General features: G+C 37.5%; 21 protein-coding genes and 1 riboswitch. Of the genes, 6 read left to right on the top strand and 15 right to left on the bottom strand.

Annotation, left to right across the window (positions count from 1 at the left end):
• The 6 genes from AHA02nite_RS10155 to AHA02nite_RS10180 all read right to left on the bottom strand — a co-directional run.
• Positions 1-929, bottom strand: a 929-nt coding sequence (locus tag AHA02nite_RS10155; RefSeq protein WP_146816959.1) for a hypothetical protein, incomplete at its 3' end; no start/stop codon positions are given.
• Positions 930-1,199: 270 nt separating this feature from the next.
• Positions 1,200-2,699, bottom strand: a complete 1,500-nt coding sequence (locus AHA02nite_RS10160; RefSeq protein ID WP_146816961.1) for an RHS repeat-associated core domain-containing protein — start codon at positions 2,697-2,699, stop codon at positions 1,200-1,202.
• A gap of 287 nt (positions 2,700-2,986) precedes the next feature.
• On the bottom strand, positions 2,987-4,108 hold the full coding sequence (locus tag AHA02nite_RS10165) for a WD40 repeat domain-containing protein (RefSeq protein WP_218025417.1): 1,122 nt from the start codon (positions 4,106-4,108) through the stop codon (positions 2,987-2,989).
• A 16-nt stretch (positions 4,109-4,124) separates the two neighbouring features.
• Entirely contained in the window at positions 4,125-12,701 is an 8,577-nt protein-coding gene (locus tag AHA02nite_RS10170; protein WP_146816964.1) for an RHS repeat-associated core domain-containing protein, read from the bottom strand.
• 74 nt (positions 12,702-12,775) lie between these two features.
• Positions 12,776-12,863, bottom strand: a riboswitch (cyclic di-GMP riboswitch).
• 189 nt (positions 12,864-13,052) lie between these two features.
• Positions 13,053-15,215, bottom strand: coding sequence for an ATP-dependent helicase (locus AHA02nite_RS10175; protein WP_146816966.1), 2,163 nt, complete (start codon positions 15,213-15,215; stop codon positions 13,053-13,055).
• A 215-nt stretch (positions 15,216-15,430) separates the two neighbouring features.
• The gene (locus tag AHA02nite_RS10180) at positions 15,431-15,619 is read right to left on the bottom strand and encodes a hypothetical protein (protein WP_146816968.1); all 189 of its coding nucleotides are present in this window, start codon (positions 15,617-15,619) and stop codon (positions 15,431-15,433) included.
• Between the two features lie 170 nt (positions 15,620-15,789).
• Here AHA02nite_RS10180 and AHA02nite_RS10185 point away from each other — a divergent pair, with 170 nt between their 5' ends.
• The gene (locus tag AHA02nite_RS10185; protein ID WP_146816969.1) at positions 15,790-16,470 is read left to right on the top strand and encodes a zinc metallopeptidase; all 681 of its coding nucleotides are present in this window, start codon (positions 15,790-15,792) and stop codon (positions 16,468-16,470) included.
• A gap of 13 nt (positions 16,471-16,483) precedes the next feature.
• A complete protein-coding gene (locus AHA02nite_RS10190; RefSeq protein ID WP_146816971.1) occupies positions 16,484-16,915 on the top strand; it encodes a DUF5392 family protein in 432 nt (143 codons plus the stop codon).
• Positions 16,916-16,943: 28 nt separating this feature from the next.
• On the opposite strand, the gene AHA02nite_RS10195 is transcribed toward AHA02nite_RS10190, so the two are convergent.
• The 6 genes from AHA02nite_RS10195 to AHA02nite_RS10220 form a co-directional block, all read right to left on the bottom strand.
• Positions 16,944-19,571, bottom strand: a complete 2,628-nt coding sequence (locus tag AHA02nite_RS10195; RefSeq protein WP_146816973.1) for a thermonuclease family protein — start codon at positions 19,569-19,571, stop codon at positions 16,944-16,946.
• A 162-nt stretch (positions 19,572-19,733) separates the two neighbouring features.
• Positions 19,734-20,024 (bottom strand): hypothetical protein, encoded by a 291-nt coding sequence (locus AHA02nite_RS10200; RefSeq protein ID WP_146816975.1) that lies wholly within the window; start codon positions 20,022-20,024, stop codon positions 19,734-19,736.
• 58 nt (positions 20,025-20,082) lie between these two features.
• Positions 20,083-20,478 carry a DUF4181 domain-containing protein gene (locus AHA02nite_RS10205; RefSeq protein ID WP_146816977.1) on the bottom strand — a complete coding sequence of 132 codons (396 nt, stop codon included), beginning with the start codon at positions 20,476-20,478 and terminating at the stop codon, positions 20,083-20,085.
• Between the two features lie 12 nt (positions 20,479-20,490).
• Positions 20,491-20,883 (bottom strand): DUF4181 domain-containing protein, encoded by a 393-nt coding sequence (locus AHA02nite_RS10210; RefSeq protein WP_146816979.1) that lies wholly within the window; start codon positions 20,881-20,883, stop codon positions 20,491-20,493.
• An 11-nt stretch (positions 20,884-20,894) separates the two neighbouring features.
• A complete protein-coding gene (locus AHA02nite_RS10215) occupies positions 20,895-21,287 on the bottom strand; it encodes a hypothetical protein (protein ID WP_146816981.1) in 393 nt (130 codons plus the stop codon).
• A 141-nt stretch (positions 21,288-21,428) separates the two neighbouring features.
• Positions 21,429-21,794: a zinc ribbon domain-containing protein gene (locus tag AHA02nite_RS10220; RefSeq protein ID WP_146816983.1), complete on the bottom strand. Its 366-nt coding sequence runs from the start codon at positions 21,792-21,794 to the stop codon at positions 21,429-21,431.
• A gap of 131 nt (positions 21,795-21,925) precedes the next feature.
• Between AHA02nite_RS10220 and AHA02nite_RS10225 the strand changes: the two genes are divergently transcribed.
• From AHA02nite_RS10225 to AHA02nite_RS10240, 4 genes are all read left to right on the top strand, one after another.
• Complete coding sequence (locus AHA02nite_RS10225) at positions 21,926-22,324, top strand: PH domain-containing protein (protein WP_146816985.1); 399 nt, start codon at positions 21,926-21,928, stop codon at positions 22,322-22,324.
• 18 nt (positions 22,325-22,342) lie between these two features.
• Positions 22,343-22,648 (top strand): TIGR04104 family putative zinc finger protein, encoded by a 306-nt coding sequence (locus AHA02nite_RS15465; protein WP_146816987.1) that lies wholly within the window; start codon positions 22,343-22,345, stop codon positions 22,646-22,648.
• Between the two features lie 69 nt (positions 22,649-22,717).
• On the top strand, positions 22,718-23,014 hold the full coding sequence (locus tag AHA02nite_RS10235; protein ID WP_170236062.1) for a DUF2642 domain-containing protein: 297 nt from the start codon (positions 22,718-22,720) through the stop codon (positions 23,012-23,014).
• Between the two features lie 64 nt (positions 23,015-23,078).
• Positions 23,079-23,975: a manganese catalase family protein gene (locus AHA02nite_RS10240; RefSeq protein ID WP_146816991.1), complete on the top strand. Its 897-nt coding sequence runs from the start codon at positions 23,079-23,081 to the stop codon at positions 23,973-23,975.
• Positions 23,976-24,049: 74 nt separating this feature from the next.
• Here the strand turns inward: AHA02nite_RS10240 and AHA02nite_RS10245 are convergent, their stop codons facing one another.
• From AHA02nite_RS10245 to AHA02nite_RS10255, 3 genes are all read right to left on the bottom strand, one after another.
• The gene (locus AHA02nite_RS10245; RefSeq protein WP_146816993.1) at positions 24,050-24,313 is read right to left on the bottom strand and encodes an HPr family phosphocarrier protein; all 264 of its coding nucleotides are present in this window, start codon (positions 24,311-24,313) and stop codon (positions 24,050-24,052) included.
• 11 nt (positions 24,314-24,324) lie between these two features.
• A complete protein-coding gene (locus AHA02nite_RS10250; RefSeq protein ID WP_146816995.1) occupies positions 24,325-24,774 on the bottom strand; it encodes a PTS sugar transporter subunit IIA in 450 nt (149 codons plus the stop codon).
• 103 nt (positions 24,775-24,877) lie between these two features.
• The gene (locus AHA02nite_RS10255) at positions 24,878-26,272 is read right to left on the bottom strand and encodes a PTS fructose transporter subunit IIC (RefSeq protein ID WP_146816997.1); all 1,395 of its coding nucleotides are present in this window, start codon (positions 26,270-26,272) and stop codon (positions 24,878-24,880) included.
• Between the last annotated feature and the right edge of the window lie 13 nt (positions 26,273-26,285).

The following is a 26,285-nucleotide window of genomic DNA, read 5'->3' on the forward strand; positions in this document are numbered from 1 at the left end:
AAAAAAATCAGTTCTCTATAAGACGTTAAATCAGTTACCATATTTGTTAAGTCATAAGTATTCGTGTGTTGTAAATGTTTATTAAACATTAATAAGTATCTCTGCATATTATCGCGATTGAAGACAAGAACATATATGTCATCTTGGTTTGCTAGTATATCTAATGCATTTTCTCCTTCTGATAGATTTGTAACTTGATAATCATCATGTTTAATATCATACAATCCTACATAATCGATATTATTATTTAACTCGTTTTTCAGTAGATAAACGTGATCTTGATGTACTGTGATTGTTTTCAACCGTACTTCATCCACTTTATCTATGCGCTTTAGAATATGCATTTGGTCGTCTACTCTAGCTAGTGTATACGTATCATATTGCTCCATCGCTACAAGTAATCCATGATTTTCAGAATACGCAAGATCAGACACAATGATATTATCCATTTGAACTTGTTCTTCGAACTCCATTTTTTCTAGATCCATTTTAAAAATTGTTGTATCAATTATATCTCGATCATCTGGATTGAACTTCCCACATGCTATATAAGCGATCTCGTCTTTTCCCGTTATATTCAAATGATGACAGCGTTCTTCTAAATGCAATGTGTCAATAAAGTTATGGGTTTCTAGATTATATATTCCCACTTTATCTTGAGAGCTCGGTATGGTTAAGATTAAATCACCGTATGAATAAAAGTGGTCTCCTGGAGCGAAATCAAACTCTCTCGAAATCCTGTATATAGAATCTTCACCCTGCTCATTAACCTCGATAAAACCAATGAAGTGAGCATCACCATGAAACTTTGCATCTAAACCGTAATTACTAATAAGGGAACGTCTTTCATGGTTAATTTGAGAACTTGTTGGATACCCTCTTGTCTTTATAAGAAAATCTCTTTCTAAATCAGTATTAAGACCTATCATCCACTTTGATCCTCTTATTATTAAAGAATTAAGATCAATCGCCTCTTTATGTTTAAATTCACTGTTATCATCTGTTTTATTGGTGATAGGTAAATTTATTGTTATCAAAAGTAAAGCTATTACTACCAAGGTTATTATCACGGGTTTATTCATAATAAGGTCTCCTTACTTTAGGAATTATTTACACCCCGTATACTCAACGAAAAATCACCATTGAGTATACGGGTTAAGTATTCAGGTAAAAAGCGGAAGACAATCTTTTGTACTATATTAATTAGAAATATTCTCACTAAAAAATTCAGCAATCGGATCAATATAAGGCTCATCAAAATAATTATAATGATCAGTGTATGTCATCCTATTTCTCACTGGTGGGGTAAACGGATTTAACGGATTACTGTTTATTCTACTAGACAGTAGGTCGCCGTAAGAGTATACATTTAATACTTGATTCACATTATTTAAACCGTAATTTACAGAGAGTGGATTAACTTTATTTATTACTCTTCCAGTGCCAATAAAGCCAATAGTGTCAATGTTTATATTAGAATTCCTAAAGTTATTAGCTACCCCTATAGCAACAGGTCCTCCCCCACTGTATCCAATGATTGAAATACTTCCCCCTTCAGGTAAAGGGTTTGCATTCAAGTCGTATTCGATCATTATTGAACTATAAGCTACATACTCCTCACTCAAGACGTTTGTAACACCTCGAAACTTGTTTTCTTCATAAATAGGAATTAATACAACTTCTAAATCAAGATCTTCAAGTGCATTTCTAAAATCTCTTGCATATCTTGGTGACTCATCAGGGCCACTTCTATTACCAATTCCATTTATAAAGTAAACTCTATTCAAAGTGTCTTCATGTATACTTTGTTCAATAAATTCATCATAATGCGATTTGATTACTTCTTCAGCTTGATTCTCTATACCTTCAAGCTCATTCAATAAAAACTCAATTGAAAGTTGAGCCTGTCTGCACTCCGCATCAGTATTACAAGACTGGAGTCTATTCAGTCTATTAGCATGGTTCTGATAATCTCCTATTAGAGGAGCTAATAAGTCGTTATATAGATAATCATTTTTCGAACTCATTAAATAGGACGAAATGTTGAACTGTTGCTGTAATCCACTTTGATTTCTAGCGTCAATCGATTGTTCATGGATTTGTCGCACCATACCATCAGTAGACATATGCCCGGTGTCATGAAGGGTATCATAAGACGCTTCTGCCCATAATGGTGTTGTGACAAAGTGGTCGATATCACCCGGCATGGCGAAGTTACGATTCAAATACGACGCGTTTTGTTCTGCGATTTCTTCCGCTGTAATAGTATCGGTCCATGTTACCGTTCCATCCAACGTGAACTTGATTATATCCTCTTCAAGAAGGTGGTTGGGAGTATCATTAACAACCGTATACTTCGAGTAATTATACGTTAAGGTATCTTGTACATCTCTTTCATATTCAACGTCTATATATCTTTCATGGGTCTCTGAACCGGTTACCCTTGAGCCTGATGTATATTCACGTACTTCTCCATCATAAACCCAAAACTCACCAATGCTATCATTGTCCGAAAACTTATCATGGTCGTTACGCTTCTGAACCCATTCAGGAATGCGCCCTGTCGGATCCCAGTAGTTCATAGGGTCGTTCATCACGTACGCATAGCGGTTTTGTGATAGCGGGTTGTCTAATGTGCCTGGGTACGTATCCTCTTGGAGGAAGCGTCCGATTTTCGCATCATAAAACCTCGCCTGCATATCAATAAGACCTGCGTCTTGTAATAATTCAATTCGACAAGCCTCGAGCTAATTCCTCCACCATGATCTTTCATTGTGTCGATAAAATATATAACACATGGTTGAATAATTATTGTGATTGATATAGTTAATGAACTGGCTCGATTTTTCCATTAGGAATAAGGTAGCCCCACAAAAAAGAAACCTTGAAAGGTGTGTGGTGGCCAATCAAGGTTTCTCTTATCTATTAACTATCAATTATAGTTAACTAAGTTATATTATCAATTTCTGTTTCTACTCAAAAATATCTAATGCTCAATGTCATACACATACAATTCACGATCTTCAGTCTGTATAAATATTTGTTGAGCTTTCTCAGCCCAATACACATTATCCATCAAAGGTTTAGGTATTCTCATTGACATTTTCTTTTCACCTGTTGATATATCATGTATTTCAGTATGATATGACTCGCCCAAGAATCCAGCAAACTTTACACGACGCTCTACTGTAATGAATTCATTGTTATTAAGCCATTCCCATAATTTTAAATAAGACTCAGATTTAAGTTGACTATACTCTTCTTCAAGATCATCATCTAAGTTAAATACGTTAACCCCATTATTATAACTCCCTACTTTAGTGCCATCAGGACTTAAAGAAACCAAAGATACCGGGTGATTAGTTTTTCTAGTAATATCCTCTGATTGTAAATTAAATTCATATAACCTTAGTTCACTGTCTCTAAAATAAATGGATTCATGGTTATTAACCGCAACACTACTACTAATATAGTGTGTGTTCCCAGCCAGGTTGTTTTCTATTAAACTAACTCCACTATCTTCGGTTATGTCCATCAATGCATGGCCTTGCTCTTCTTGTGAACCAATCACATATCTAGGAATACCATCTTCACTCCACCCAACTACTTTATGGGGTCTTTGACCTTGAAACTGAATTTGAGAAACTGGTTCTAGTGTCTTCAAATCAATAACAACCAATTGTTTCCCATCCACTACTGTTACATTCTCTTCATCAGGACTGAATTGTTTACTATTACCTGTATCCCAAACGCTCTCAACATTAGCTTGATTGATATCAAATAAGAATAATGAACTGTCTTGAGAGGAGAATAAAAAGTGTTTAGAATCACTAGACCACTCAACACTCCCTAACGATTTAGAACGACTATTAAACTCCCCTACCTTCTTATTTTGAGCAACATGCCAGACGGATAACTGGTAGAAACCTGATTCTTTGGTTGTTGTAATATAAAACTGGCCATCAGGAGAAGGCTGAAGTAATATAGCCTTCTCTTCTAATGAATATTCGTATGTTGCATTCTCTTTACTATTTAATATAATCCAAATCGCTACTAATAAAAACATACTCATCAATAATAATAACAAAACCTTATACTTAATTTTCAATTTTACACCTACCTATTTATTCCCAGATAAATTTCCTAATAGATTCAACTGTTGAATTATGATTGATTGATTCAGTATGGACACCATATCCTCTTCCTTTATATTCTACTTGTTTAAACTTAAACTGGTTACTCGGAACTATTTCACTTAACCCTTTTTGGCTTCTTAATGAGACTACACCATCATTTTTTATACTTATGTTGTAACAATGCAAACCATTTTCAGTACAATTTTCATGAAGTTGCGTTGTCCCTATTGAGAGTACTTCAGTTTGTTTTGGAAAACTTGGCGTCTCTACCTCAATTTTTAGTGAACCCGGAGAATAGTGTGAATGTGTATTTCCACCATCATATTTTAAAGTTGTGTCTTGACGAATGTCTCTTACCGCACCACTGTGTGGAATTAGGTCTAAATTGCCTGGATAACCCCAGAATCCGATTAATCCTCCCCAGGCCCCCTCTATAGGTGAATTTACTGTAACAAAATAATCCACATTATTAGCATCACTATTATTCTGCAGATAACTTGTTGTTGTTAACCCTGCCATACTGTGGCCAATTATTGATACCGAATCTGCATTAAACTCCTCCATCACCAGTTCCACTGTTTGTGATAATGCTTGTTCTTGGACTGATACAGTTTCTGCATTAGGTTGAAGGTCTAATAATACCAATGGACTTTTGCCCTTTTCAACCCACTCGTCACTATAATCCAGTTCAAGCCTTATATCATTATCTATGTCTATTGCTGAAATAGTTCCAGCATACTCACCATAACCTCCTAAAGAGTCAATGATGGATGCTCTACCACCATGTTCTCTATGCCAAACAGATGCCTCACTTGTCCAACCATGCATGAAAATCACAGGATCTGTATAGACATTAGTGGCTGTCTTTGTTTGACTACCTGAACTAGTTTGGAGCCTCTCAGATATTAATCTACTAGGCTCAAAATGCCCTGTCGTAAACAAACTACTACTCTGCATTTCACCATTATGCCAGCTTGTGTACTCGAACTGTGGCTGACTTTGATCACCTGGCAAATTTCCATACCCTGCTAGAATGGCTTGGTTGAGACCAGCTAACTCTTCTGCAGTCGTCGTATCGCTTTCTACGTAACTTGTACGGAGTCTAAACACATGATCTTCTGTCGGTCCGTTCTGTATAGGTTTAACAATCTTTTCACCATTACTATCCTCAATTTGCCCCGTTAAAGTGGCTTCATAGTACCAATGGTCCCAAGTCACGACATCCCATTTCTCAACGATCTCTGTACCTGTATCATCCGTTCGGTGATTCTCTTCCGTCGTTATTGATGTGTGGCTTTGGAATTCATAGTACCACATCTCCGTATCAGTATTATCACTAAAGTTCTTCTCATCAAAAACTTCTTCAGGAATGCGCCCTGTCGGATCCCAGTAGTTCATAGGGTCGTTCATGACGTACGCATAACGGTTTTGTGATAACGGGTTGTCTAAGGTGCCTGGGTACGTATCCTCTTGGAGGAAGCGTCCGATTTTCGCATCATAAAACCTCGCCTGCATATCAATAAGACCTGCGTCTTGGTCGTAGTGATGGCCCGTATAGCTATTCGTGTTGTACGGTGCAGTTAGGCCAGTTACAACACCACCAAATGCATCGTAACGATAGCGTTCAACGATGTCACCATGACGGTCTGTGAGTTCGCTGACTGATGACATGCCATCGTATTGGTGATACAGCATTCCGCCTGTTGTCTTTAAGCTTGGGTCATGTCCTGGGATGCTTCTTCCATGATACCCAAACATTTTCTGTGAGACAACTCGGTTGTTAGGTCCTGTGTAATATTCCGCATAAGGTGAGCCGGATGGGCTGTATTCCTTATGAACGACGTGTGATTTACCTTCATAGAAGTAATGGCTTTCGACGACTTCTTTCTTCTGTTTACCTTCTCCGCGTTTATGAAGTCCCCAAGCGTTACCTCGCCCTGGGTGTTCGTCGAAGTTAGGGCCTTTACCTTGTCCTGGGTGACCATCAAAGTTCGGTCCATTTCCTTGACCTGGATGATTCGTAAATGGGTCATGACCTTGATTCGGTGCAGGTAAAGTGTCGTTATGCGTTGGATCTAGTGAACGCCACATACCACTTTCTCGCGTTACTTTTCGATCTAACGCATCATAGCCGTAACTGACATAGCTTTCATCGCCGAACATGACTGCACGTAGACGATTAGCAGCATCGTACGTATAATCTCTCTCCTCTTCAGGTCCTTCCTCACGAATCATATTACCATTATCATCATATTCAAAGTTGTATTCGCCTGCTTGCGTTAATTGGTTATTGTCATTATACTCATACTCTGTTAATTCACCGTCAACTTCTTCTGTTAACCTGTTTCCAACAGAATCATAAGTATAGCTGACATGCTCTGCTGGCGCTCTATGGTAATTCGGCTCATTAAATGTCTCGACTGTTTCTTCTTCTGTTGCTTCTACTAATTGAATAGTAAATAAATTAAAGAACCAATTGAACACATCTTGAACAGTATTTCCAACTCCTTGGAAGAAGTTCGATATAGCTTGAACCGATCGACTAAATACACCTTGCGACTCTTCATCTTCTGACGCTAACTCATCAGCTTGATTTTGTGATTCGCTTTGGTCTTGTTCATCTGCTTGGTCATTCGTTTGTTCATTAGATGGTTCTTCAATCAATAACTCAAACTCCTGACTGTGAAAATCATCTAAAGGTGTGTTAAACAAGTTCACTTGCTCGTCTTCCATGTTGTCTAAACTCTCATCATGAGATTCATCATATGAACTTGTTTCAGTTTCAACAGATGAAGGACCTTCTTCTTCATTAGAAGTTAAGTCGACTTCAGACTCAGGTGATTGGCTATCACCCTCATCAGATTCTTGTTGTACGACTTCAGTATCAGGCTGTTGTTCATCGTCATCTTCTTCATTTCGATGATGTTTCCTTTGTTCTGGAAAATAAGGTTCTGTTGTTAAGTTCTTTAACTTCTCAACAGGGTAATGAACATCCGTCAGACGGCTTAACTCATCGTACTCATATGATGTAACTGCACCGTCTTCCTCTATTTGTTTAGTTCTTTTACCAGCATCATCATACTCATAAGTAAATGATGAAATAACAGCATCTTCCATTAAATTCTCAACAGTTTCTAGATAACCATCTTCTGTATAGCTTTGGTTAATCGTATTCCCGTTTGCTAGATCTTGCTGTTCTAAACGTCCAAGAGCATCGTATTCAAATGTATTTCTATGCTCATCTGGATCCGTCATACTTGTCATTAAGTTTCTTGAATCATATTCATAACTAATCGTACGATCTTCACTGTTAGTCATTTCAAGCACATTACCAACAGCATCATATGTGAAGTCTAGCGTCTTCTCCACTGTTTGATTATGTTGATGAGTTATACGCCCCAATTCGTCATATTCAAAAATATCTTCTGAATCAGGTGAACTCATTGCAGTTAACCTTCCAGCATAATCATACTCGTAATTTTGTTTATCGCCGTCTAAATCAATTTGTTCTACTTGTCCTCTTTCCGTATACGAATATTCAATCTCTTGGTCATTACGGTTAACTTCTTTAGATAATTGACCTGCTTTGTCATACTCATACTCATGAGCATTCCCTAGGCCATCTATTTCTTTAGTGACACGATGGTTTAAGTCATACTCCCACTGACGCGTATTTTCATTGGCATCAATTTGTTCAATTAAATTACCCGTCTCATCATAGTTGTACTGTGTCACGCCATCTAGAGCATCAGTCACTTCAACTAATTGATTTAACTCATTATATTGAAAATCCGTTGTATGACCAAGTGGATCTGTTTCACTAACAAGGTTACCGACTGGGTCATATTCATATTCCCATTCAGAACCACTTGGTACCTGCTCTTGTACGAGTCGCGATAATGCATCATATTCGTAAGTAGTTGTTTCACCTAACGCGTTAGTCTCTTCAACTAAATTACCAACTGCATCATAATCAAAGGCTAATTCATAGCCTTCAGGATCAATCTGTCTTTCTACTTGGTTGTTAGCATTGTATACATATTGTTGTTCATGATCTAGTGGGTCTGTTTCTTTGATTAAGTTTCCATTTTCATCATAAGTGTAAGAATATGTCCCTTCTAATGGGTCTTCAATACTTGTAACCCAACCTTGTGGGTTATATTCATACTCCCAAGTAGCGCCATCCTCATCAGTCTGTTCTGTCATGTTCCCTAATAAATCGTAATCAAATGTTGTGACATAGTTTAGCTCATCGATTTCTTTAACGACATTGCCGACTGAATCATACTCCATTTTTCGCTCGTGACCTAATGGGTTCGTCATCGTTGTCATACGACTTAATTCATCATATGCGTATTGCCATTTACCCCCTTCAGGACCTTCTTCACTTAAAACATTACCGAGTTCATCATAAGTAAAACGCGTTTCCCCTTCTCGAGGGTCTACAATCGATTGAATTCGGTTATTTTCATCGTATTGATATGATGTTACATGGCCTAACGAATCGATTTCTTCTACTAAATTACCAACAGCATCATATTTAAATTCACTTTCGTTACCGTTTGCATCGATGAATGCTGTTAAGTTATTTAAAGCGTCATAATTATATTTATACTCGTTTCCTAATGGGTCAACTTCTTGTACCATTCGCCCATTGGCATCATAATCAAAAGATGTCGTATAACCACGTGCATCCGTCATCTCATCAACATGACCTAACACATCATATTTAATCGTTTCCGTATTGCCCATTGGATCTGTAACGGTGTTTATGCCGTTCTCATCATCATACTCTAAAGTAGTTGTATAACCTCTGAAGTCTGTTTCACTAGTCGTACGTCCTAATGGGTCATAACTATATAAGGCCTCATTTCCTAGAACATCTTCATAGCGCGTGATATTACCAAGTTCATCGTATTCAAATGACTCTACTTCTCCATTCGGGTCCTTCACCTCAACAATTCGGTTTAATGCATCATATTCATACTCAGTCGTACCCCCATTTGGACCTTCAACCTCATTAGGTCGACCTAAAGTATCGTAATCATACTTTGTTTCATGACCTAATGGGTCTGTTATGACTTCTAAAAGACCTGTATCCGAGTAATCGTAATTCGTTTCATTGCCTGCTGGGTCAATTACCTTCTCAACTAAATCAAGGTTATTATACTCCCAGCTTCGCTCATTACCTTCAGGATCCTTTTCATATGTTAAACGTCCAGCAGCATCATAAGCATACTGAGTACGTTCTCCATTAGCATCGACTTCTTCTACTAAGCGACCGAGCTCATCATACTTAAAGGACCATTCACCATTATTTGGATCAACAATTCGACTCACTTGTCCACTATGGTGATAGTCATATTTCGTCACATGACCTAATTGATCTGTCTCTTGCTTAATGCGACCTACACCATCATATTGTCGAGTCGTTTCATGACCTTTAGCATCAACAATTGACGATTCTCTTCCCATCGCGTCATAACCGAAAGAAGTAATCGCCCCTCGAGCATCTTCAATTTCAGCTAATTGTCCATACTCGTTATAACGATAATCTGTCGTTAAACCTAATTCGTTTGTTACTGTATCCATTCGACCTAACTGATCATAATTATAAACAGTCGTGTTCCCTGCTAGATCTGTCTCTTCTTCAAGTTGATCTAAATTATTATATGACCATGTCGCTGACTCACCTAGTTCATTAGTTCTTTCAATTAAACGACCTCGATCATCATATTCAAACGTTGTCTCATAGCCTTCAGGGTCAACAATCGATGTTAGCTGGTTATCTTCATCATATTGATAAAGTGTCTCATAATCATCTGGAGCACGATAAACGACTTCATTACTCTCTTCATCATACTTCCATTGATGTGTGAGACCTGCCTCATCAATAAAATCTGTCAATCTATTAAATGAATCATATTCAAACTCTACTGACCTATTATCAGTCCCTATGCGTTCTTCAATACGGTTTAAATCATCATAGTGATAGACTGTTGTTTCACCTTTAGGGTTAAGCTCCTCAACTAACCTACCTGCATCATCATAATTATACTCAAACACACCTCCTAATGGGTCGGTTAATTTAAACATTCTTCCTTGATTATCATACTGGTACGTAGTTGTTTCACCTTCACCGTTAGTTTTAGAAGTTAAAAGCCCAACTTCATCGTAACCAAATCGCTCAACCGAACCATCAGCTAAAGTTTTCTTAACTAGTCTTTGATTATGATCATATTCGTAAGTGGTAGTTGTACCATTTGGGTGTTTAACTTCTTCTAATTCACCTAAATGGTTGTAAATATAATCGGTTACATTCCCATCGTGGTCAGTCCATGTATCTTGTCTACCTGCATCATCATAAGTCCACTCATTGACCCTTCCAATTGGGTCAATTGCCTCAGTGCGATTTCCTTCAATGTCATAATCAAAGGACATCGTACGACCATGATGATCTTTGACTTCTTTTAAGTTGCCTCGGTCATCATAATCATAATAAAATTCCTTCTCAGTCGTGCCTGACTTAATGATAGCTTCTGTTACGCCAAAAGGACCATAATCATAATCAGCTGTCTCATTTGGCCTTTCAACTTTTCTCACTTTTCCTAAAGCATCTCTTTCAAATGTCGTCACTTCATCATTCGGGTTAGTAATAGTCTTAACATTACCTAAATTGTCGTAAGTGTAAGATGTTTTACCAGATGAATCAATAATGTATTCTACTTGACCCTTGCCGTTATAAGAAAATGTTGTTTCACGATCAATGGGGTCTGAAATGTGTTCAATTTTACCGTCATCATCATATACATAAGACGTTTTGACACCGTCACCTTCATCTCTCGTTAAAAGATTGCCTCGATCGTCATACGTATACTTAATTGTTTGACCATTAGGCAAGTGCTCTTCTTCTAACCTTCCAAAGTCATCATATACATACGTCTCAACTTCTTCATAAGGATCAATGACTTCTTCAACCAAGCCTTGATCGTTATAAACCATTTCAGTGACATTACCATCACCATCTTTAATGTGCGTTAGTTGGCCTTGATCATCATAATCAAACTCAACTTCAACACCTGTCGCATCTATTCTTCTTTCTAAATTACCATCTTCGTCATACTCAAAAATTGTTTCTCCACCTAATGGGTCAACAATTCTTTCTGGTTGTTGCCATACATCATGGTATTCATAAACCGTTGTTCCTCCAGCTAAATTTGTTTCTTCTTCTCTATTTCCATCATCATCATATTTATATTCAATAGTTCCTTGATTACTTTTAATCTGTGTTAAATTACCATCATCATATTGGTACTCTGTCACTTCATCCAATGGATTTATGACTTTTGTGACATTTTCTTCATTATGTTCATAAACCCATGTGTTGTTATCTGCATCAACTACAGTCGTTTGATTACCACTATAGCTAATTTGGTAAACAACTTCTCCGTACATGCTTACAGTCGATACTTTACCATCTGAGTTGTATGATAAATCAATTGTTCGGCCATCTTCTGTAATCGAGCTAATTTGATTGTTAGAGTTATAAGAATAATTAATCGTCGTTCCATCCGCTCGATTAACTTGATCCAACCTTTGTTCGCTATCGTAGCCAAAATCTACAACTCTACCAAAAGGGTCTTCAATTGATTTCAAAGTACTACCTTGCCACTCAAAAGAAATGACCCTACCTGTTGTATCTGTTATTTCACCAATATTACCATTACCGTCATAGCTATAGTTAAATGTATTACCATAACGGTCTTCATAACGCGTCATTTTCCCTGCAGCAGGATCTTGATCCTCGCGCCAAGGGGCATAATAACCATTATAAGTAATGTTTGAACCATCAGGATTTGTCACAACGTATTCTGTTTGACTAATACGTTCTAACGAAGATTCTGATTCAGATTCTTCAAAGTACCCTTTATGTAATTCATAGTTGATTAATTCGTCACCATCATAACTAGTTACATATGCATCTTCATCTTCTTCAACAAAGTCATATGAATGAACACTTCCATCAATTCGCGTTTCTGCCATGTCATATTCTGCGAAAATCTGAAGCTGTGATTCTATGTTAGCAGTCCATCCATAACCTAAATATCCGGCATCTTCAGCAGCATCATGATATGTACGCTCGAACATGTAATCAAGACCAATACCAGGAAGCTGTAAATCTGTAGATGATTGCTTTACATTCCCAGTAACCAAATCAACAGGGTTTTCGTTTTCTGGTGTTGATACATTTTCATTTGCATTAGAACTGTCTCTTTGATTTGGTGCAACTAATGGCTCCATATCCCCTTGAGCCGCTGGTGGTAGTGAAGGCTGTGATTGCTGTGATACTCTTGGAGCAGGAATTGGATCCTGTTCTGTCTCCGGCGCGAAATCCATAATAGAGTTAGGGTTCATTAAATCCGGAGAGACATCACCTTCTTCTCCTTGAACAATTTGATTACCGCCAATAGTTAGTGGCGATACAGGGAAACTGCTAAATACTAATAAGATAATTAATAAAACAATTAGAACTTTTTTAGCAGTCCCTTTTACCTTCTTAAACACAAAAAACCATCCTCTCAAACATAATAAAAGCACCCCAAATCAAACAGACTTGGAGTGCATACTTAACCAATGCTAAGTGCAACCCAGCCGTCGTAGCAATTTCTTGCCTTTAGACCTGTGGTTTTGCGTCCTCATTTTTCAATGAGTTTGCCCATAAAAGCATATTTTCTTGGATATTTTTTCTTATGGTGGTCGAAACAACCCAAATGTTATAAGACTAAAAACCTAAAGTCAACAGTATTTTTGATAATTTTTGCTAAATTACAACAATTCAGTCTAAAAGTATTAGGTATATAGCCCTATTTTAAGAGTAAATAAAAAGCCACTAACATAGTCAGTGACTTTATATAGTTATACACTTTGGTCTAATATTTCTATCAGCCCGAACTCAACACACGTTTTTAAAGCTAACTCTTTCATGTCTCCTTCAAACTGAACCATAATGTAATCACTCATGTGATCAACAATCTCACCCTCACCAAACACACGATGCTTGACTTTCAAACCAACTGAAACCTCTTCTTCAGATTGGATGGCATTAGGATTATGCTGCTTCTTTTTCACTTCAGGCTTTGGCTTTTGTTTAGACGGGTTAACTATACGATTAACATCGAAATAAAGCTTAGATGGTTGAACTTTTGCATTAAATTTCTTCTCATAAGTTAATAACTCTAATCTTGTCTCAGCCCTAGTCATCCCAACATAAAAAAGGCGTACCGCTTCCTCCATTGGTTCTTTGTCACCTTCTTTGTAAGCTTCAATGTCTGACCGGGCTGGAATAACGCCTTGAATTAAATCGACCATGAATACAGTCGGAAACTCAAGCCCCTTCGCACTATGAAACGTCGACAAAGTAACTGCATCTTGATGTTTATTAAACTTCGATTCTTTCATTAACGTCTCTAAATGTTGAAGACGTTTCGCAAAACTAACCATATCATCCGCTTTCTCAGCAATGACTTCGAGTAAGTTTAACGTTTCCATTAACCCCTCTTCATTAAATCCTAAACGTTTACACATATCTTTAACGACTCTCTCATAGCCAAGTTCTTTTCGGATTTGACGAATGACTTCTTTCGGCGAGTATTCGTGCATCTTTTGATAAACTGACTGATAGTGTTTGAACTTTTTTAGTTGAAAGTCCTTTAACTGACCATAAGTGATTAACTTTTCAAAAACGGACTGGTTTGTCGACACTCTTCTCGCTTGTTCAACCTGATATTTCGACAGATAGCCGTGAAACTTAGAAAAGACTTTTTCAAAAATATCCATTCGAGTCGGGTCATACGCTAAACGCATAAAGTTTAATATATCTTGTACAACCCAGTGATTGAAGAAACGATGATCTGAATCTTTCATATAAAAAGGGATCCCCGCTTCATTTAATGCATCAGCAAGAACAATTGATGAGCTATTATTACGGTACAACAGAGCAATATTTTGATAACCTTTGGCCTTTTGCAACTCCTCTATGACGTACTCAATTTGCTCACGATCTGAATGAAACGACTTTAACTGGACTTGCTCATGGGTTGAGTTCTCTGTAAACATGTTTTTGTCATAACGGTTTTTATTCTGTTTAATAAACCGGTTCGCTGTTTGTACAATTTCTTGAGATGAACGGTAATTTTGTTCCATCTTTAATATTTGTGCATTTGGATAGACTTTTTGAAAGTCTAATAAATACTTTGGCTCAGCAGCACGCCACGTATAGATCGACTGATCATCATCAGCTACAACACACAAGTTTTGATGGTTATTAACTAACTTTTCGATAATCGCATGCTGAACCCTCGACGTATCTTGGCTCTCATCTGTGAGAATATAGTCAAATTGGTTTTGATACTTTAATAGAAGATCATTGTCATTTTCGAAAGCTTCATGAGCGATCGTTAACATATCATCATAGTCGACTAACAAATGAGAGGCCGTCTGCTGTTTGAACGATTCGTATTGCTTCAAAATCTCGTACGCATTCGTCACATCACATTCAACCTCTTGCCATTGTTCGTTAGGTAAAAGTTTATTTTTTACTAGACTAATATAAGTTGATAGCTCTTCTAACTGATCATCTGTAATAGACTCTTCATTTAGCTGACTGTATAAATCACGAAGCAACATTCTTTTATGATACTGCGGCCGGTCAACTTCTCCTTCAATCAATTCATATGTAACGCATTGTTTACGTAAATATTCACGCACGACTTGAAACGCCAAACTATGAATTGTTGAAAAATCCACTGCTTCTAAGTTCGGGAAAAAGGCTTGGTAACGCTCTTTCATATCAGCTGCTGACGCACGACTAAAGGTTACAGCTTTAATCCGTTCAGGCCTAATACCTTTTTCTTCTATTAAATAACCTATCCGCATAATGATCGTCGTCGTCTTACCTGAACCAGGCGAAGCTAATAGAAGTAGAGGCCCTTCTGTTGTTAGAACGGCCTGTTGCTGGACTTCATTCAAAGCGATCCCAAGTTCGTGCTGTTTTCTATGTAAAAATGGATGTAGATTCATGATAGAACTCCTTCTAAATACAACTCCTCTATTATTCTAGCATGATATAATGGCGTTCGCTGATAAATTCTTGTGAGCGCTGATAAAATATAGCGAACGCTGATAAATTTTCGTGAGCGCTGATAAAATATAGCGAACGCCGATAGATTTGCGTGAACGCTGATAAACCAATTACGAACGCTGATAAAGCTCCCACATATTCTCTACTAATTTGGTTATTTATTGTGTTCTCCTTCTCCCCCACCTAACTCACGCTCCACTTTTTCATCAAACGATTCCTCTTCTAAGTTATGGTACTTCTTATGTATGCCAAGGTGTTTCATAATGTAGTTAACTTTGGAATTAATCGATATGACTAAAACAAAAATGGTAATGAACATAATGCCGCCAATTATATACCACATTAAAAGCTCCCCTTTACCAACCTTTTGCCTCATCTTAACATAATTTTTTCAAAAAAATGGTTAAATGTTCGCTTAAATTGTCATAATGTTTTTAGAGCTTCTAAATTGTATAGCGCACTGTGGCCCTATAAAATAAAAGTGAAGGTTAACAATGAAAGGACGTAAACTCAATGTTTTTCCACCCAATGGATATATTAATTTTTGCAGCACTTGGTTTAGCAATGTGGGCACAGTCGAAAGTGAAAGGTAATTTTGAAAAATGGTCGAAAGTGCAAGCCTCTGCTGGCATGAGTGGAGCACAAGTCGCAAGAAGGATTTTAGACGAAGAAGGCTTACACAATGTGAAGCTTGAGCGCTCGAACAAAGGTACGTTATCCGATCATTATGATCCGTCTAAGAAAGTGGTGCGATTATCAGATCCGGTCTATAACGGGAATTCGATCTCTTCGTTATCAGTCGCCGCTCATGAAGTGGGGCATGCGATTCAAGATGCGACTAATTATTCGATGTTAGTCGTACGACATAAAGTGTTTCCGGTAGCGAATTTCGGTTCACAATTAGCTCCAATTTTATTAATTGGTGGCTTTATTCTAGATATGTTCAATTTAATTACTGTAGGGATCGTTCTGTTTTCATTAGCAGTACTCTTCCAGCTAGTTACTCTTCCAGTGGAGTACAATGCTAGTAGTCGTGCCAAAGATAAATTAGTTGAACTTGGTATGATTTCAAACAATGAAGTTCGCGGTGTAAGTAAAGTGTTAAACGCTGCAGCTTTAACTTACGTTGCCAGTACTTTAATGGCTGTTCTTCAGTTAATTAAATTCATCTTAATTGCGAAAAGTCGAAGATAAAGGAGTGTCTCATATGAATCTATTTACACCAAAAGATGCTTCCAGTTATGTTAAAGAAGAGTTCGATGAAATGCAGTCAAAAATTTCACCTTTTATGAAGCGAAGTTTAATTTATTCATTCATCGCATTTCCACTTATGGCCGTTTCGATCTTTAATTTATTTTTCGTATTAACATCAATGCCGTATTCTAGCGAAGTTTTGTTAGCAATTGGTGTTTTAGCCTTAATCGGTGCATTTGGTATGGCTTTGTTTAGAGAATCACTACATCATAACAAATCACTTCACCAAACAAGTATCAATTATATAAGAGAGCGAATTGCGAAAAGTGAAATCGTTCCTGAACAAGCTGTAAAACGTTATTTAAAAACCATCGATTACAACCCGAACCAACTATTCCATACTTTTCATGAGTTTTTAAAACATGAAGAACGTCTAAAAAGATAGAGCAGAGGACTAAGCCTCTGCTCTTTTATTATGGACGTGAAAACAGTTTGTCCAACTCATTTTCGATCTTATTTAATTCAACTTGTTTACCGCGATCAAAGTATTTGTCTAACGACTTTTCAATGTGTTGTAAGCCCGAAGCAATATGTTGATCTGTATTTCCTTTTGTTTCAATCAATTCGTTCAACTCTTCTTCTAGTAACAGTAACGTTTCTTCTAAATCATCATCTGCTCGTTCAACTAGGTTAGTAGTGACGTCACTTAACGTGTCCTCGCCTTCAACGTACCCACTTAACAACGATTCTTCCACGACAAAATCTTCTTCAAACCTCGGCATTAACTTATACTCATTATAGTTGTAAGTTACAACACCTGTAATCGATTCGTAAGTAACTGTTGTGTCAATGTCACCAATTAAAGCGTCAATAACAAACTCACCATAATCATCAAAAGCTGGGTAATCACCAAACTGATTACCAGGTTCCACTGTCACATTAGTTACTGTGACTAATTGCCCTTCTAGCGCTTCACCGATCTCCGTGGATGCAACTAGTTTCGGTTCAGGTATGCCGACACTTTCACTAATTACTTCGACATTGGCATCGCTTGGTATGACTTGAAGTAATCCAAAATACTCTTCTGTTCGTGCTTTCACTTGGATTTCGTCACCTAATTCTGCTCCAAAATCATTGGCACGAACGACGATACCACCTGTTTCATCTTGTACATAATAATTATACATCCCGCCTTGAAAGAACCCTGCTGTTATAACACCTGTAAAATGAACGCGCGTGCCAAGCTCAGCATTTCGAACTTCCTCAAGTGAAACCATTGGCAGTTCAACTTGGAGATCATCCTCACTTCTTGGCATCAGCTTGTACTCTCCAAAGTTGTAATCAATCACACCTGTAATGGCATCGTAAGTTTCACCAACTTCAAGAAAACCAGCATCATTATCAATAATAAATTCACCATCTGCATCGCGTGCTGTATAATCGTTGTATTGATCTACTGATAAAATCTCTACATCTTCCAATGTCACAAGTTGTGCTTCTAGCTCTCCTCCTAAATCATTCGAACTAATCACTTGTGGGTCAACAACATCCTGCGCTTCTTCAATCACTTCAGCATTGCTAGCCATAATTTGTAACATTCCGTAAAACTCTTCTGTAGTCCCAGCAGCACGTATTTCATCACCAACTTCAGCATCTAAGTCGCCGGTACGTACTACAATAGCAGCAGTATGGTCTTGTACATAATAGTTAATCATGCCACTCGCCTCAACTTTATGCGTTACAGTACCCTCAACCATGACATTAGTGCCAAGGTCAGCCACTCTTGCATCAGCAATAACTGGATCACGTTCAAACGCGGGCTCATAACCTTCTGCTAACGCTGTCATTTCATCTGGGAAGAAAATACGTTCATAATGAGGAACTTCTTCATAATCATCCGGCAAGTAATACTGCATCGTACTTGAATTACCAACCATGCGATGTAGTGGTCTGTCATCATATCGTGAACGGAATTCAAACGGTAATTCCATTAAAGGTTTTTCCTCGGACCAAACACCAAGCTTGTCCTCTTCAGCTTGACGAGCCGCTTCTTGATACTCTAAATAAGTCTCTTCATCACCAATTGGCCATATGAAGTAAGAAGGTGCATGCCCTTCACGCACTAACTCTAATCCCGTATTTAAATCATCTTCAGCTCGAATTACTTCAGCTAATAACCGACCGTAAGCATCTAACGGTTCTTCACCCAACTTTAAAATTACTTCATCACCCGGTTGTAGCAACTCTTGCAAATACTCCGTTGCTCTCTCACCGTGATACTTTTGTGAATGGTTCGGGTCTTCTAAAATTAAATCTTCATCATAATCATCTTGATGATAAGTTTCAGCCGTATCCATATTTAAATACCTAATGTTCGTTGTTCCTAGAACCGGACTCGTTATATGAATCGTATCGCCATCAACGACACGGTCAACTGTTGCAATGTATTCATCTTCAATCTCTGGAGGTTCAACTGGTTCGTGCTGTCCTAAGTGCTCAAATGTATCAGCAAAGAATGGAATCCACTCATCTTCTGGATGAAACTCATCGTGAATGTTTCGATCGCCGATTTTCACATCGTAATCTCTTACTAACGTTTGATCAGCTGTTCTCGTTTGTTCATCACCCCAATACTGACCAGGGTCTTCACCAACTCGTCCAATTGAGTCGATTACTTCACCATCTCTTACCGAATCATCATAATCCTTAAATAAAACAATGGCATCATTCCCATTAAAGCCATAAAAATATGATGACCCAGTCACATCAGCTTTTTCTAACAACTCATCAGACCCATTAGCATGAGCGACAACTAATGTCTCTCCAGATGCTAATTCACCTGTAAGATCTAACGGACTCGCAAAGCCATCATCAGGTTCTTGACTTGCTCCATTTGTAAAATTAACTAACGTATAGTCTTCTAGATTAATAGAATCACCTGTGCCATTATAAAGCTCTAATGCTTTATTAAATCCACTACCTTCAACATATTCAGAGATGATTAAGTCCTCGAAGTCATCTGCACTAACGGGTGTTACCAACATACTACTAATTAAAACAACAAAAAACACACTTAGTAAGACACTTTTTAACCTTTGCACTGTTTAACCTCCCATATTGTCAAAATCAGTTTCATTATAAACAAAATATTGTCACTTTTGTGTTAAATTTCTGTAAATTATTCCTCTAAAGGATAAAACAGTATAAAAGTCTAGGTAAAATAGTTACACAAAACAAAAAAAGCACGCCTAAATCTAGACGCACTACAAAATTTCCGCTAGCATTCCCCAGTTTGGTAAGTAAAATATGAGAGGGAGAAAAAGATAAAAAAGCGTATTAACATCTTTTCTTGCTTCTTTAGGCAAAAGATACATAACGACACATGCATATACGACAAACGTTATAACTGAAAAGGTCATCCCATATTGGAGAATTTCACCAGTTCTTAGGCCGGACCATACTAAGATAAATGTGAATAAATACTTCACTAAAATTAACCCAATGATCGAAAACCAAAACCACCGTGGTTGCTTCCATTCAATTTGTTCTTCCATGTAAACCCACCCCTTTACTACATCACTAAATCTGTAAGTCTAGGTGATAAGAACAAAACTAAATGTGGTCAGGCACAACTCCGAAAAATTCGGTGTAATAAAAAACGATTACTAAAGCAAGCATAGTTGCTGATACAGCCCAAATAACGATATACTCTCGCTTATCTCGTGCATGGACCCATTCCATAATGCCTTCGATGACATAAATCCCCGTATATAAAACGATCACCCAAAGCAACAAATTTGTTAAACCCTCAGCAAAAAGTGTAACCACAATCGTTCCAACCATCGAAACAGCAATTATTAGAAATCCATGTGAAAAGTTATAAAAACGCTCTTCAAACGATTTCTTTTCCTTTGGAATATGTAAATTATGACGAATAACCTTCTCAACAATATATGCTATTGCAAGTAGGTTTAATAATATGAGAAATAAAGGCACTAATTCCGTCATGTAATCCTCTCCCTAACTCCCACGACTAACCAGTTCAATCAGTAAATAGACAAACCCTACAATTACAAATGAATTAATAAGCATAATCCAATGAAGCTTCTCTTCCGGTTGAAAGATCCAATTCATCACAATATCTACAACTCTAAATAAAACCACTACACCAACTACAATTAATCCCCAATGTTCAATTGTAATGTAGAAGTTGTTAACTAAAATAACTGAAATTAATATTATAGCCAGTAACTTATTTATATAACGATGAACGTCATTAACGTGTCTTCCATCACTCTCAAAAACAGCCTTCGTGCTAGCATCAACCCCTAACAACTTCCTCATGCCATATTGCATGAATAACATGAGCAGTAAAAAGGCCATAATTAAAAACACAATCTCTTCCGCATACATAACAGCACTACCTATACTGCTATCGAGTTAGATAAAGCTAATAAAAACCCAAAGAAAGATAATATGACAACCGTATTAATTAACATGATCCAATGAACTTTCTCCTGGGGACGGTGCTTCCAAAACATAAATATATCTAACCCTCTAAAAATTAAAACAAATGTAATTAAGATGACGTAGGTTAAGTTATCAAAATTAAATACCATGTAATGACCAATAAGTAACGTAATACCAATAAGCACGAAAATTTGGTTTAACTTACGATGTCGGTCATTTACATACGGGTCTCTTCCTTGAAAAATCGCTTGCCAACTCGTGTCTAATCCCATAAACTTTCGAACTGTCCGTTGTAACAACACCATAAAAATAAAAAAGGATAATATAATAACGATTAATTCAAGCATTTCTTGTTGCTCCTTTCCTTTTAATCAAACGTTTGATTAAACGACCACACTTGTTAAAACTATTACAGGAATAATACCATAAATTGTAACTAAACAGAAGAAACGAAAATAAAAAAACTCCACCATTTTGGTAGAGTCTCGTTAGAAAAATTCCCACTCCTCAACATGCTTACCTTGATTGACTTTCTTCGCGATTCGGTATGCGTCGATTAAATTAATGATCCAAATGACGAACGTTGCCATTCCGGCTGTAGCAATTGTCGCTAAAACCCACACACCAAACAGAACAATCCCTTTCAAGCCTTGTCCAGCATATAATTGACCTAACCCAACAACCAATGCTGAAAGAATCAAGGCCAGTATCGGACTCTTTCCTTTACTTGGTTGTTGTTCATCATTTATAACCGTGCTTTCATGTTGGCTTACGTTTGGCTTAACGCGCTCACCACACTTAGAGCAATATTGATCGTTTACAAACAATTGATTTCCACATTTATGACATGTCATATTATCACCTCATATATTTTACACACTTATATTATAATGAATACATTTCTTTGTAAAACAAACCCGCTGTATAAAATAGGTGAAACAACTTACATAATACTGTAAAATTGTATACGGGAGGAGGAATTACTATGAATTATCAAACTAAAAAAGACGTCTGGGTAGCCATATTATTATTTGGTATTACAGGCTTTATCGTTACATACTCGTTTATTCAATCCGATACATTCTTCATGATCATAGGTGTCATTCTTTTAATTGCTGTCGTTTGGTTTTGGTTTACAGTCAGGTATAAGGTAGATGAAGGACAATTGATGATAAAGTTTGGACCATTCACAAAGAAAATCGACATTCTAGACATTGAGCAAATTAGGTTAGTACGCAGCCTAAAATTATCTCCTGCACTTTCTGTTACTCGCTTAGAAATCACATACGGTTACGACCATCGTGTAATTAGAATTTCGCCGGCTGATAAAAATTTATTTGTTAAACAACTTATGTCGATTAATCCAGATATTGAATTTGAATAAAAATTATGAGGTGATTTTATGCCAGTTTGCCAGCATTGTGGAGGAACATGGTCTTATAAAGAATCACTAAAACAACTTTTAAATTTGAGAAGGAAAATGACTTGTGAGCACTGCAATGAGCAACAATATTCTACTCAACGGAGCTATTGGGTTAGTCAAATGGCTTTTCTTCCTGCTTATTTTATCATTATTCCTTTAGTAAGTATTGTTTTTAATGTCGGGTTTCTCATAGGTTTTCTTGCGATCACACCATTACTGATCTTTTACACTCTCATATCTCCAAAATTCCTGACGTTATCCAACGAGGAAGAGCCTTTATGGTAAGAAAATATTTCACCCTTAGGCGTGTGCTGTCATAAACTAAATCAGCACATGTTTAAGGGGGATTTTTTTATGTATTATAACAACCCAAATTACACGCAATATGGGTATCCACAAATGCCACGCCAAGATGAGCAAGAAGTTGGGCTTTTATCATTATCGATCATTGAGCCATTTATGTTTTATAACTTACAAGGGCTTAACGGTTCAAATGTTGTTGTTCAGACAACACAAGGAGCCGAACGTGGTAAATTAGTTGAGGCAACTCCAGACCACATCACAATGGAAGTAAGCGGGAACTACTACTTTATTCGTATGCAAGAAGTTGTATGGGTCATGCCGACAAACTATGAACCCGATCATATTTAATGGATAATACAACCTTCCAACGTCATACACATAGTAATGACGTCAAACAGTTGGAGGGAACATCATGATTGAACGGTTTAATCGCATCGCCATTGAATTACCTAAAACAGATGACCCTGATCCAAATGCAGCCGCCGCTGTCCAAGAATTACTTGGTGGACGCTTTGGAGAAATGTCTACACTAAATAACTACATGTTTCAGTCATTCGGTTTTAGACAACAAAAGAAGTTAAAACCATTTTATGACTTAATATGTAGTATATCTGGTGAGGAATTTGGTCATGTCGAGTTAGTTTCACATGCCATTAATTCAATGTTAGAAGGTGCTACTTACGCGGAAGACCCAGACCAAACACCAATGAGAGATGGGGTTGATAAACGGATTTCATATCATTTTATCGACACAGATCAAATGGCAAAACCTTTTGACTCTATGGGGGCTCCATGGACCGGTGATTACACATTTAAAAGCGGTAATTTAGTTGAAGACTTGTTGCACAACTACTTTTTAGAAATTGGAGCGCGAACACATAAAATGCGCGTCTATGAAATGACGAGTAGTCCAATTGCGCGTGAAATGATCGGGTATCTACTTGTGCGTGGTGGTGTACACATTAAAGCTTACGCTAAAGCCCTTTATGCCCTAACTGGAACTGACATGACTAAAATGCTTCCTGTCCCTAATTTAAGCAACCGACAATTTGATTACGCACGAAAATGGGAGGATGCTGGCGAAGGGAACAAACTTTATACGTTTAGCCGTCGAGATTACGGTGAAATTAGACAAATTTGGAAAGGTGACGACCCTGAAACTGGCATGCCTCTTGAAGTTATTCAAGGTGCACCAGAAGGGGTTCCTGTACCAGACTATCCACCAGCTCCAGAGACTTTCGCACCTGGCATCTCTCGCGAAGACTTTGAAGAAATCTCTAAACGACTGCAACGTCAAGCTGGACTTTAGTGTAAAATGTCTATTTGCAAACTAACCTTAAAGTAGTAGAAAGGGGGTGCAATTTTATGCACCCCCTTTCACTATTAGCCTTCAAAATTACTTTCTACTAGCTGCACTAAAGCATTAACTGCTTCTTCTTCATCATCACCTTCTGCTTTAATTCCAATTGTCGTCCCTTTTTCAATACCAAGTGTCATGATACCTAAAATACTTTTCGCTTCTGTTTCCTTATCACCTGTTACGATTTTGATATCTGAGCTGTACTTACTTGCTTCTTGAACGAACTGTTGTGCTGGACGAGCATGTAGTCCAGTTTCATTTTGAATTTGAACTTCAACTTGTTTCATAAAAGTGCCTCCTACTCATCTAATGCTGCAATTAACTCGTCGCTTGACGTTGCTTGTAATAGTTTATTTCTAAAATCTTCGTGCATTAATTTACGCGAAAGTTGAGATAAAATTTGCAGATGCTCATTACCTGCTTTTTCTTCTGGAATTGCAATTAAGAATACCGATTTAACAGGCTTGCCATCAAGTGACTGCCAATCAATTTCATCGGACAAACGAGCAAACGCGAGTCCAGCTTCTTCAACACCTGAAGATTTACCATGAGGAATTGCTACACCAAAACCAATACCCGTTGAACCTTCTTCCTCACGCTTCAATACTGCATCTTTATAAACGGCTGAGTCTGATACTACTCCCGTTTTCTCCATTAATTTTGTTAACTCGTCAATACAAGTCTCTCTTGAATCAACATTTACATCTAACAATACATGTTCGTTTTTTAGAATTTCTGATAGTTGCATATCTATTACTCCTTTATTAATTCATGATGTCCATACGTTTCCCAAAATTTGAGAAGTTCATAACAACCAGCGTGGTAGTCAAGTGACGCTGGTTGTTCGCTATTTACTCGTTAGCTTGTGCTGCTTTTGCTTGAGGTGAATTCCTCTTTAATAGTACAACAAATAATGCTGTAACAACTGTACCAATTGCAATCGCTAGTGCATAAAGTAAAACATTTGTTACTGCGTTTGGAATGAATAGCACAAACACACCGCCATGAGGTACGCGTAAGGCTGCTTCAAATATCATAGCTAGTGAACCAGCAACTGCTGAACCAGCAACTAAAGATGGGATTACACGTAGTGGGTCTGCAGCTGCAAACGGAATCGCACCTTCAGTAATGAAGGAGATTCCAAGAACACTCGCTGCCTTACCTGCTTCTTGCTCCTCATTTGTAAATCTCTTCTTAGCAATAACTGTTGCTAACCATAAACCAAGTGGTGGAGTCATACCTGCTGCCATAACAGCTGCCATTGGTCCATAAATTTCACTTGCTAATAATCCTACAGCAAATGCATAAGCTGTCTTATTTACAGGACCACCCATATCAATCGCCATCATACCACCTAGTACTAGGCCTAAAATAAAGGCATTGGCACCTGTCATTGATTGAAGCCAATTTTCTAAACCACCCATAATGCCTGCAACAGGATCATTAATTATATAAAACATTAACAACCCAGTAATTAACGTTGCAAAGAAAGGAATAACGAGTACTGGCATAATGCCTTCTAAGTTTCTTGGAACTTTGAAATATTTCTTAATTAATAAAGCCACATAACCTGCTAAGAAACCTGCAATAATACCACCTAAAAAGCCTGCTTCTACTTGTTCTGCGAGCATACCACCAACTAAACCTGGAGCCAATCCTGGTTTATCTGCTATGGAATAAGCAATATAACCAGCAAGAATAGGAACCATTAGACTAAAAGCTGCTCCTCCAGTTTCCATTAAATAATAGGCAAGAGACCCCTCATTTTCAGCGGCATCAATTCCAAACACAAAAGATAATGCAATTAATAGGCCCCCTGCTACAACAAGCGGGATCATAAAGGATACACCATTCATTAAATGTTTATAAAACCCTTGTCGCTCAGCACCTTTTTCTTTTTTCTTGTTTTGAACTTGTTCAACATATTCGTCTGCTGACTTCTCTTCCATTTCTAAAACGCGATCTATTAAGCCACTCGGATCTTTAATCGCTTCACTAACCCCTACACGAATGACGTTTTTCCCTTCAAATCGATCTTCATCCACATTCGTATCAACTGCTAAAATAATAGCATGTGCTTCAAGTATTTCTTCTTCTGTTAATTCATTTTCAGCACCGACACTACCTCTTGTTTCAACTTTCAGACTCACATCTTTCGCTTTCGCTGCTTGGTCAAGAGCCTCTGCAGCCATAAATGTGTGAGCAATACCAGTCGGACAAGCCGTTACAGCTAATAACTTCTTCATGTTTCTAACCTCC

This window comes from Alkalibacillus haloalkaliphilus (assembly GCF_007991275.1).
Lineage (GTDB): Bacteria > Bacillota > Bacilli > Bacillales > Alkalibacillaceae > Alkalibacillus > Alkalibacillus haloalkaliphilus.

Coding starts and splice junctions, on each gene's coding strand:
- AHA02nite_RS10160 (WP_146816961.1), bottom strand. CDS start 2,699: ATGCAGGCGAGGTTTTATGATGCGAAAATCGGACGCTTCCTCCAAGAG.
- AHA02nite_RS10175 (WP_146816966.1), bottom strand. CDS start 15,215: ATGAATCTACATCCATTTTTACATAGAAAACAGCACGAACTTGGGATC.
- AHA02nite_RS10180 (WP_146816968.1), bottom strand. CDS start 15,619: ATGTGGTATATAATTGGCGGCATTATGTTCATTACCATTTTTGTTTTA.
- AHA02nite_RS10185 (WP_146816969.1), top strand. CDS start 15,790: ATGTTTTTCCACCCAATGGATATATTAATTTTTGCAGCACTTGGTTTA.
- AHA02nite_RS10190 (WP_146816971.1), top strand. CDS start 16,484: ATGAATCTATTTACACCAAAAGATGCTTCCAGTTATGTTAAAGAAGAG.
- AHA02nite_RS10200 (WP_146816975.1), bottom strand. CDS start 20,024: ATGGAAGAACAAATTGAATGGAAGCAACCACGGTGGTTTTGGTTTTCG.
- AHA02nite_RS10205 (WP_146816977.1), bottom strand. CDS start 20,478: ATGACGGAATTAGTGCCTTTATTTCTCATATTATTAAACCTACTTGCA.
- AHA02nite_RS10210 (WP_146816979.1), bottom strand. CDS start 20,883: ATGTATGCGGAAGAGATTGTGTTTTTAATTATGGCCTTTTTACTGCTC.
- AHA02nite_RS10215 (WP_146816981.1), bottom strand. CDS start 21,287: ATGCTTGAATTAATCGTTATTATATTATCCTTTTTTATTTTTATGGTG.
- AHA02nite_RS10220 (WP_146816983.1), bottom strand. CDS start 21,794: ATGACATGTCATAAATGTGGAAATCAATTGTTTGTAAACGATCAATAT.
- AHA02nite_RS10225 (WP_146816985.1), top strand. CDS start 21,926: ATGAATTATCAAACTAAAAAAGACGTCTGGGTAGCCATATTATTATTT.
- AHA02nite_RS15465 (WP_146816987.1), top strand. CDS start 22,343: ATGCCAGTTTGCCAGCATTGTGGAGGAACATGGTCTTATAAAGAATCA.
- AHA02nite_RS10235 (WP_170236062.1), top strand. CDS start 22,718: ATGTATTATAACAACCCAAATTACACGCAATATGGGTATCCACAAATG.
- AHA02nite_RS10240 (WP_146816991.1), top strand. CDS start 23,079: ATGATTGAACGGTTTAATCGCATCGCCATTGAATTACCTAAAACAGAT.
- AHA02nite_RS10245 (WP_146816993.1), bottom strand. CDS start 24,313: ATGAAACAAGTTGAAGTTCAAATTCAAAATGAAACTGGACTACATGCT.
- AHA02nite_RS10250 (WP_146816995.1), bottom strand. CDS start 24,774: ATGCAACTATCAGAAATTCTAAAAAACGAACATGTATTGTTAGATGTA.
- AHA02nite_RS10255 (WP_146816997.1), bottom strand. CDS start 26,272: ATGAAGAAGTTATTAGCTGTAACGGCTTGTCCGACTGGTATTGCTCAC.